We start from the raw sequence: 7423 nt of genomic DNA on the forward strand, positions 1-7423 counted from the left end.
GCGACGCGGCAATCCAGAGCCCCGCACGGATCGCTCTGGATTGCCGCGCAGCCTGCGGCTGCTCGCAATGACGGGGGGGAATGGATCACGCGGGCGCCTGCCCCGGCGCATCGCTCTGAACATCGGGGTTGGCCGCCGCGAAGGCGGGGAGGGCAAGGCAGGCGGCCTCGATGCGGGTGAGGTGCGGGCTCGCCGACAGGTCGTAGGCGAAGCGCCGCGCATTGTAGAGCTGGGGGATCAGCACGATCTCGAACAGGCCGGGCGCATCGCCGTGGAGGAAATCGCCCGCGCCCAGCTGCACAAGGCGCGCCTCGACCGGATCGAGCGTGCGCTTCAGCCAGGTGCGATACCAGATGTCGATCTCGTGCTGCGTGTGGCCGAGCGGGTCCTTGAGGTATTTCAGCACCGGCAGGTTGTTCACCGCGTGGATCTCGGTCGCGATGGCATAGGCGAGCTCGCGCACGGTATAGCGCGCCTCGATGTCCTCGGGCAGGAAGGGGGCTTGCGGGTAGGCCTCGTCGAGCCATTCGAGCAGCGCCATCGACTGCGCCCGGTCGCGCCCGTCCGCCTCGAGCAGGGGGAGCGAGCCGAAGGGGTTGCGCGCGGTAAAGGCCGGGTCCTTGTTTGCGGCGGTGACGAGGTTGACGGGGATGTTCTCGAAGGCGAGGCCCTTGAGGTTCAGCGCGATCCTCAGCCGGTAGGAGGTGGAGCTGCGGAAATAGCCGTGAAGCTTCATCATGGGCGGCCCTTTCGTCATCGCCTGCCTGCGCAGGGCAGGTGTCGCTCGCCGGTGTGCCGGCGCGGCGCGAACCCGCTCTGGATTGCTTCGTCGCTGACGCTCCTCGCAATGACGAGGGGCCGGTTCATCACCTCGCCGCCGGTGTGCCGTCTCGCCACGCGGGGTCGCTCCTGCTTGTTCTTTTGTGTCCCAGCCTTTGCAGGGTTGGCGGCGCGGGGCAAGGGGAAGAGCGAAGAGTTGGCAGGGTCCCGCGGTGGTTGCTCGCAAGAACGTCGCGGCGCGGTTCGGGCCTTTTCTTCCCCCATGACCCGCTCGCCTCGAGCGAAGTCGAGAGGCCACCCCGACGGGCGTCTCGATGTCGCTCGACCCGAACGGTCTGGTCCGATGACCTGGGCAGGCCTCAGGCCGAGATCAGCACCCGGCTCACCGTCTGGAGCAATTGTGCGGGCGGGCAGGGCTTGGCGAGCATCGTTGCCCCGGGGAAGCGGGCGGCGATCTCCACCGCATCGGCCATGTCGGAGTGCAGGATCACCGGCACCTTGTCCTCGATCAGCTTCTGCGCGAGTTCATAGGTGAGGCCATCGGCCAGCTCGATATCGATCAGCGCACAGTCGGGCCGTTCCTTCTGGCAGGCCAGCATCGCCGAGGAGATGCCCGCGTGCGGCCCTTCGACCTCATAGCCCGCCTCTTCAAAAGTATCGCACAAATCGAAGGCGGTGACGAACTCGTCTTCGGCGACCAGGATACGCAATGCCATCGGTCTCTCCCGTCAATACGAATCCCACCAGGGAGGTGTATCACGGATTGGACGTCAGGCTTTGCAGATTATCATCCGTTCCTGCCGAATTGTGCAACAAATGCGGTCTCGTCCCCGGCGGCGAGCAACTTGGCCTGTTCGACCCATTGATCGCGGGTGATTCTTCCCGAAAAGCGTCCGAGCTGGGCATCGATGCGCTCGATGTCGTCGGGGGTCCAGGCGGCGATCTGGGCGTAGCGGTTGATGCCGAACTGGCCGAGCAGCGCGGCGATCTTGGGGCCGAGGCCCTTGATGCGGGTGAGATCGTCGCCGCTGCCGGGCGCGGGGATGGGTGCGGGGGCGGGGGCGGTGCCGGTGGGGGCGATCGGCGCGCCGCTCTCGGCATCGGCATCCATCGAGGCGGCGGCGATGACCTGGGCGTTGGCCATCGCCGACAGGTCGCCCTGGATGATCTCGATGCCGCGCGGGGAATCGATCAGCGCCTGGTTGCGCCGCGCGCGCTCGGCGCCCTCCTCGAGCACGTCGCGGCCGATCTTGGGCGCGCTGCCGTCGTCGATCACCCGCGCCTTGCGGCCCGCGCGCAGGAAGGCCCAGACGGCGATGGCGAGCACGACCAGCGCGATGGCGATGAAGGGAAGGTAGGTGGTGAGGTCGGCGGACATGGATGCGCGGCTCCCGCTGAGAATCGTTGTGCGCCGCCGCTCTAGCAGCCTGGCGCCGCACCGCCCAAGCGCAGGTTATGTCTCGTCGGCAACGACCTGTTTGCGGAACAGCACCTTGTCGTTCTCGTCGAAGCCGCGCCGCCAGATCACCAGCGCGTAGGTGGCGAGCATCAGCGGCACGCCGATCACGAGCTCGGTCCATTCGGGAAGGAAGGTGAAGCCGTAGCCGATCACCACCACCGGCGCGGCGGCGTGGACCAGCGCCCAGCGCCAGTTGGAGACCGGCGCGGCGAGCAGTTTCCTCAGCAGCAGCGCCTTGACGAGGCTGGAGGCGGCGAGCGCGACCAGCAGCGCGCCCGCCGCGCCCGCCGCCTGGAAGCCGCGCCCGAAGCCGAGGCCCTGTGCGAGCTGGATGAAGCCGATCGTGAGCGCCGCCTGGAGCGCGATGATCCCGACCGAGATGGCAAGGTTGCGCTTCCTCGCGATATAGACCAGCACGCTCTCCGAGACGACCGCCATCGAGGCGGCGACCTCGGCGGCGAGCAGGAAGGCGAGCGCGGCGGTGCCCGCGACGTAGTCCGGCCCCCACAGGCCCATCACCGCCTCGCCCGGCACGCCCAGCACCAGCGCGATGCCGAGCTGCACGGCGATGATCCAGAACCCCACCTGCCGCACCTGCGCGGCGATCGCCTCCATGTTGCCGATGCGCAGGTTCTTGGTGATGACCGGCGAGAGGATCGGCTCGAAGCTGGTCTTGAGCTTCTGCGGCAGCGAGGCGATCTGCTGCGCGGCGTAGTAGATGCCGACCGCCGAGGGCGGGGCGAACAGGCCGAGGATGAAGATGTCGAGCAGCCGCGTGCCGCGCTCGATCGCGTCGGCGCCCACGAGCGGGAAGGCGCGGCTCGACATTGCGAGCATCCCGCGCGGGCGCGGGCTCCAGGCGCGCGGCAGGCCGTAGGTCCTGAGGAACGGCCAGGCGGCGGTCAGCAGCCCGGCATAGATCGAGGCGATGAAGGCGAGCGCCAGCCCCGCTTCGCGGGTCGCGGGAATGAAGAAGAACACGCCTGCCCCGATGGAGATCGTCCACGGCTCGACCACCGCCCGGGCGCGCACGGTGGTGGCGATGTCGAAGCGGTAGGCCTGCGCCGCCAGCAGGATCTCGGTGACGGCGAAGGCGGGGATGGTCGCGACCAGCCACATATCGAGTGTCGAATTCATCCCGTTGGGGAACATCGGGTCGGGGAAGACCAGCAGGATCGCGGCGGCGAGCGCGGCATAGATCAGGGCCAGCAGGATCCCGTCATAGACGAGGTTGGTCTCCGCCGCGCGGTCCTCGCCCGCGCCGTCCGACAGGCGCTGTGCAAGGCCGCGCTTCTCGCCCAGCGAGCACACCAGCGCGACGATCTCGATCAGCACCAGCGCCGAGGCGAAGCGGCCCAGCGCCTCGGCCCCGTAGAGGCGGGTGGCGATGACGAGGAAGGGGATGCGCGCGATGAGGCGCACCACGAAGCCCAGCGTGTTGGTCCGCCCGCCCTTGGCGAGCGCGGCGAGATCGTCGCGCTCGTCCGGCGCAGCGGTCGGGGTCGCGGCGGGGGTGGGGGGAAGGCTCACGCCAAGAGGTCCCCGGCGTCGCTTTCGAGCTCGGCGCGCAAGGGCCGGGCGAGGAGCTGCGCGACCACGGCGCGCGCCTCGGCGCCCTTGAGGATCGCGTCGACCGCTGCGACGATCGGCATGGCGATCCCGCGTTCCTCCGCCAGCGCGGCGAGAACGGGCGCGGTGTGCGCCCCTTCCGCGACGGTGCGACGGTCGGCCATCAGCGCCGCCGCGCTCCCCCCTTCGCCCAACGCCTTGCCGAGGCTGAAATTGCGGCTCGACATCGAGGAGCAGGTCAGCACCAGGTCGCCCAATCCGCACAGGCCGGAAAGCGTCTCGACCTCGGCCCCCAGCGCCTCGCCGAAGCGCAGCATCTCGGCATAGCCGCGCGCGATCAGCGCCGCGCGGGCGTTCTGGCCGAGGGCGAGCCCTTCCACCACCCCGCAGGCGATGGCGAGCACGTTCTTGACCGCCCCGCCGATCTCCGCGCCGGTCACGTCGTCGGAATAATAGGGCCGGAAGGCGCGCCGGGCGATGGCCGGCGCAAGCCGCTCCCACTGCGCCCGCCCGCCCTCGCAGGCGAGGGTGACGGCGGTGGGGAGGCCGCTCGCGACCTCGTGGGCGAAGGTCGGGCCGGAGAGGACCGCGATGGCGCTCCCCGGCGAGGCCTCGCGCGCCACGTCGTTCATCAGGCGCCCGGTGCCCGCCTCGATGCCCTTGGAGCACAGCACGAGATCGCGCGGCGGATGGGGGAGGCCTTCGAGCACCCGCCCAAGCACCTGCGCGGGGGTGACGACCAGCACGGTGTCGAGCTCCGCGAGATCGGCAAGGTCGCCGGTGGCGCGGATCGTCGCGGCAAGCTGCGCCGAGGGGAGGTAGAGCGGGTTGCGATGCTCGGCATTGATCGCCTGCACCACGTCGGGCTCGTAGGCCCAGAGCACCACCTCGCGCCCGTCGGAGGCAAGCATCTGGGCAAGCGCCGTGCCCCAGGCGCCCGCGCCGATGACGCCGAGGGTCTGCGCCTCGCTCATGCCTTCACCCCCGCGCCCCGAACGGGTTCGGCGGCGGGATCGAGGGGCCAGCGCGGACGGGCGACGAAATCGAGCGGGTCGCCGGCGAAATCCGCGCCTTCCAGCGCCAGCCGCTCGCACCCCGCCCAGGCGATCATTGCGGCGTTGTCGGTGCACAGCTGGAGCGGCGGGGCGGTGAAGCGCATGGCGTGGCGTTGCGCGAAACCCTCGAGCGCGGCGCGGATCGCCTTGTTGGCGGCGACCCCGCCCGCGACGACCAGCGCAGGGAAAGGGCCTGCGGTATTGAGCGCGCGCGCGAGGCGGTCGATCAGGCACTCCACCGCTGCCTGCTGGAAACTCGCGCAGATATCGGCGTCGCTGTGCGCGCCGCTCTCTTTCGCCCGCAGCACCGCGCTCTTCAATCCCGCGAAGGAGAAGTGCGGTTCGCTCGAACCCTTGAGCGGCCGTGGCAGCGGCACCGCTTTCGGATCGCCCTCCCGCGCCAGCCGCTCCACCGCCGGGCCGCCGGGATAGCCGAGGCCGAGAATCTTGGCGGTCTTGTCGAAAGCCTCGCCCAGCGCATCGTCGATGGTGGTGGCGAGGCGGCGGTACCGACCGACCCCCTCTACCGCGAGGATCTGGCAATGTCCGCCCGAGACGAGCAGCAGCAGGTAAGGGAAGCCAAGCTCCGCGTCGGCCAGCCGGGGCGAAAGCGCGTGGCCTTCGAGGTGATTGACCGCGATCAGCGGTGTGTGCGCCGCCATGGCGAGCGCCTTGGCGCTGACGAGCCCGACCATCACCCCGCCGATCAGCCCCGGCCCCGCGGTGGCGGCGATGGCGTCCACCTCTGCGAGGGTCACGCCCGCCTCGGCCATGACCTTCTCGAGCATCGGCGCCAATCGCTCGGCATGGGCGCGCGCGGCGATTTCGGGGACGACCCCGCCATAGGGGGCGTGCTCTGCCTCCTGGCTGGCGATCGCCTGCGCCACGATCGTCCGGTCGCCGCGCACCAGCGCGACCGCGGTCTCGTCGCAGCTCGATTCGATGCCCAAGACGAGCGTGCTGTCCAAGGTGTGCGTTGCCGATCCCATCCGGCTTCCATCTAGTCGCTGTGGCGGGTAGGGCAAGCGCAGCCATGACTGAAGCACCCGCATCGCGCCCCCGTCTCCGCCTCGGCACCCGCAATTCCCCCCTCGCCATGGCGCAGGCCCGCGAGACCGCCGCGCGCCTGTGCGCCGCCCACGGCTGGGCCGAGGAGGAGGTCGAACTCGTCCCCGTGCTGGCGAGCGGCGACAAGGTGCTCGACCGCCCGCTGTCGGAAATCGGCGGCAAGGCGCTGTGGACCAAGGAGTTGGACCAGTGGCTGGGCGAGGGGCGGATCGACCTGTCGGTGCACTCGGCCAAGGACGTCGAGACGATCCGCCCGGCCGCGTTCCACTTCCCCGCCTTCCTGCCGCGCGCGGACCGGCGCGATTGCCTCGTCGGTGCGGCGAGCATCGCCGCGATCCCGCAGGGCGCGGTGGTCGGCACCAGCGCGCCGCGCCGTGCCGCGCAGCTTTTGAACCTCAGGCCCGATTGCAAGGTCGTGACCTTCCGCGGCAATGTCGCGACGCGCCTCGCCAAGCTCGCGGCGGGCGAGGCGGACGTGACCTTCCTTGCCGCCGCCGGGCTGGAGCGGCTGGAGGAGACCGGCGTAGGCCATCCGCTCGCCTCGGAGGAATGGATTCCGGCGGCCGCGCAGGGCGTGATCGCCATCGAATGCCGCGCCGAGGATGCCGAGACCACCGCGCTCCTCGCCGCGATCGACCATGCGCCGACGCGCGCCGAGCTGGAGGCCGAGCGCGCGCTGCTCGCGGAACTCGGCGGCACCTGCCACTCGCCGGTCGCGGTGCTGTGCGAGCTTGCCGGGAGCACGCTCACCATGCGCGCCGCGCTGTTCAGCCCCGACGGGCTCGAGCGGGTCGAGGGCACGGCCTCCTTCGCGGCCGGGGACCACGCGCCGGTCCGTGCGCTCGCCGCCGAACTGCTCGCGAAGGCCACGCCGGGCATCGCGCCGCACTTCCGCGCCGGGTCGTGAACCTCAACCTCGTCGCATTGCGCCCCGAACCGGGGCTCGCCGCGACGCTCGATCGGGCGAGGGGGATGGGCCTTGCGATCACCGGCCATGCCCTGTCAGAAATCCGCGCGGTGGCCTGGGACTGCCCCGATCCCGAGGGGATCGACGGCCTGCTGATTGGCAGCGCCAATGCGATCCTCCACGGCGGCGACAATCTTGCGCGCCTCTCCGCCAAGCCCGTCTTCGCCGTGGGCGAGGCGACCGCCGCCACCGCGCGCGCGGCCGGGTTCACGGTCGCGATGACCGGGAGCGGGGGCTTGCAGGGGGTGCTCGATGCCATACCGGGCCCGGCGCACCTGCTGCGCATTGCCGGGGAGGAGCGTGTGCCGCTGGTGCCCCCGCCGGGTGTCACCTTCGCCGAGGTCGTCGCCTATCGCAGCGTGCCCCTGCCGCTCGATCCTGTCGCGCCGCAGCTGGCGCCGGGCGAGGCGCTGGTGCTGCTCCACTCCGCCGCGACCGCCCGGCATTTCGCGGCGGAATGCGATCGGCTCGGCCTGCCGCGCGCGGGCATCGCGCTCGCCGCGCTCGGGCCCCGCATCGGGGCGG

At 70.9% G+C, this 7423-nt stretch carries 8 protein-coding genes; 2 read left to right on the forward strand and 6 right to left on the reverse strand.

All coding sequences use genetic code 11. The features are described 5' to 3' along the window. Positions 1-85 precede the first annotated feature (85 nt). The 6 genes from maiA to tsaD all read right to left on the reverse strand — a co-directional run bounded on the left by maiA (position 86) and on the right by tsaD (position 5852). Complete coding sequence (gene maiA, locus OPU67_RS16190; protein ID WP_267621504.1) at positions 86-736, reverse strand: maleylacetoacetate isomerase; 651 nt, start codon at positions 734-736, stop codon at positions 86-88. A gap of 403 nt (positions 737-1139) precedes the next feature. Beyond that, a complete protein-coding gene (locus OPU67_RS16195; RefSeq protein WP_267621491.1) occupies positions 1140-1496 on the reverse strand; it encodes a response regulator in 357 nt (118 codons plus the stop codon). A gap of 71 nt (positions 1497-1567) precedes the next feature. Then, a complete protein-coding gene (locus tag OPU67_RS16200; RefSeq protein ID WP_267621493.1) occupies positions 1568-2158 on the reverse strand; it encodes a hypothetical protein in 591 nt (196 codons plus the stop codon). Between the two features lie 75 nt (positions 2159-2233). Further along, a complete protein-coding gene (locus OPU67_RS16205; RefSeq protein WP_267621495.1) occupies positions 2234-3769 on the reverse strand; it encodes a lipopolysaccharide biosynthesis protein in 1536 nt (511 codons plus the stop codon). Continuing rightward, positions 3766-4782 carry an NAD(P)H-dependent glycerol-3-phosphate dehydrogenase gene (locus OPU67_RS16210; protein WP_267621497.1) on the reverse strand — a complete coding sequence of 339 codons (1017 nt, stop codon included), beginning with the start codon at positions 4780-4782 and terminating at the stop codon, positions 3766-3768. The genes OPU67_RS16205 and OPU67_RS16210 overlap by 4 nt, the downstream gene beginning before the upstream one ends. Beyond that, entirely contained in the window at positions 4779-5852 is a 1074-nt protein-coding gene (gene tsaD / locus OPU67_RS16215; RefSeq protein WP_267621498.1) for a tRNA (adenosine(37)-N6)-threonylcarbamoyltransferase complex transferase subunit TsaD, read from the reverse strand. Before tsaD ends, OPU67_RS16210 begins: the two co-directional genes overlap by 4 nt. Positions 5853-5896: 44 nt before the next feature. On the opposite strand from tsaD, the gene hemC reads away from it, so the two are divergent. Beyond that, positions 5897-6838 carry a hydroxymethylbilane synthase gene (gene hemC / locus OPU67_RS16220; RefSeq protein WP_267621500.1) on the forward strand — a complete coding sequence of 314 codons (942 nt, stop codon included), beginning with the start codon at positions 5897-5899 and terminating at the stop codon, positions 6836-6838. Continuing rightward, the coding region (locus OPU67_RS16225; RefSeq protein WP_267621502.1) for a uroporphyrinogen-III synthase at positions 6835-7423 on the forward strand (589 nt) is incomplete at its 3' end. The genes hemC and OPU67_RS16225, both read left to right, overlap by 4 nt.

Source organism: Erythrobacter sp. WG (assembly GCF_026586795.1).
Taxonomy (GTDB): domain Bacteria; phylum Pseudomonadota; class Alphaproteobacteria; order Sphingomonadales; family Sphingomonadaceae; genus Erythrobacter.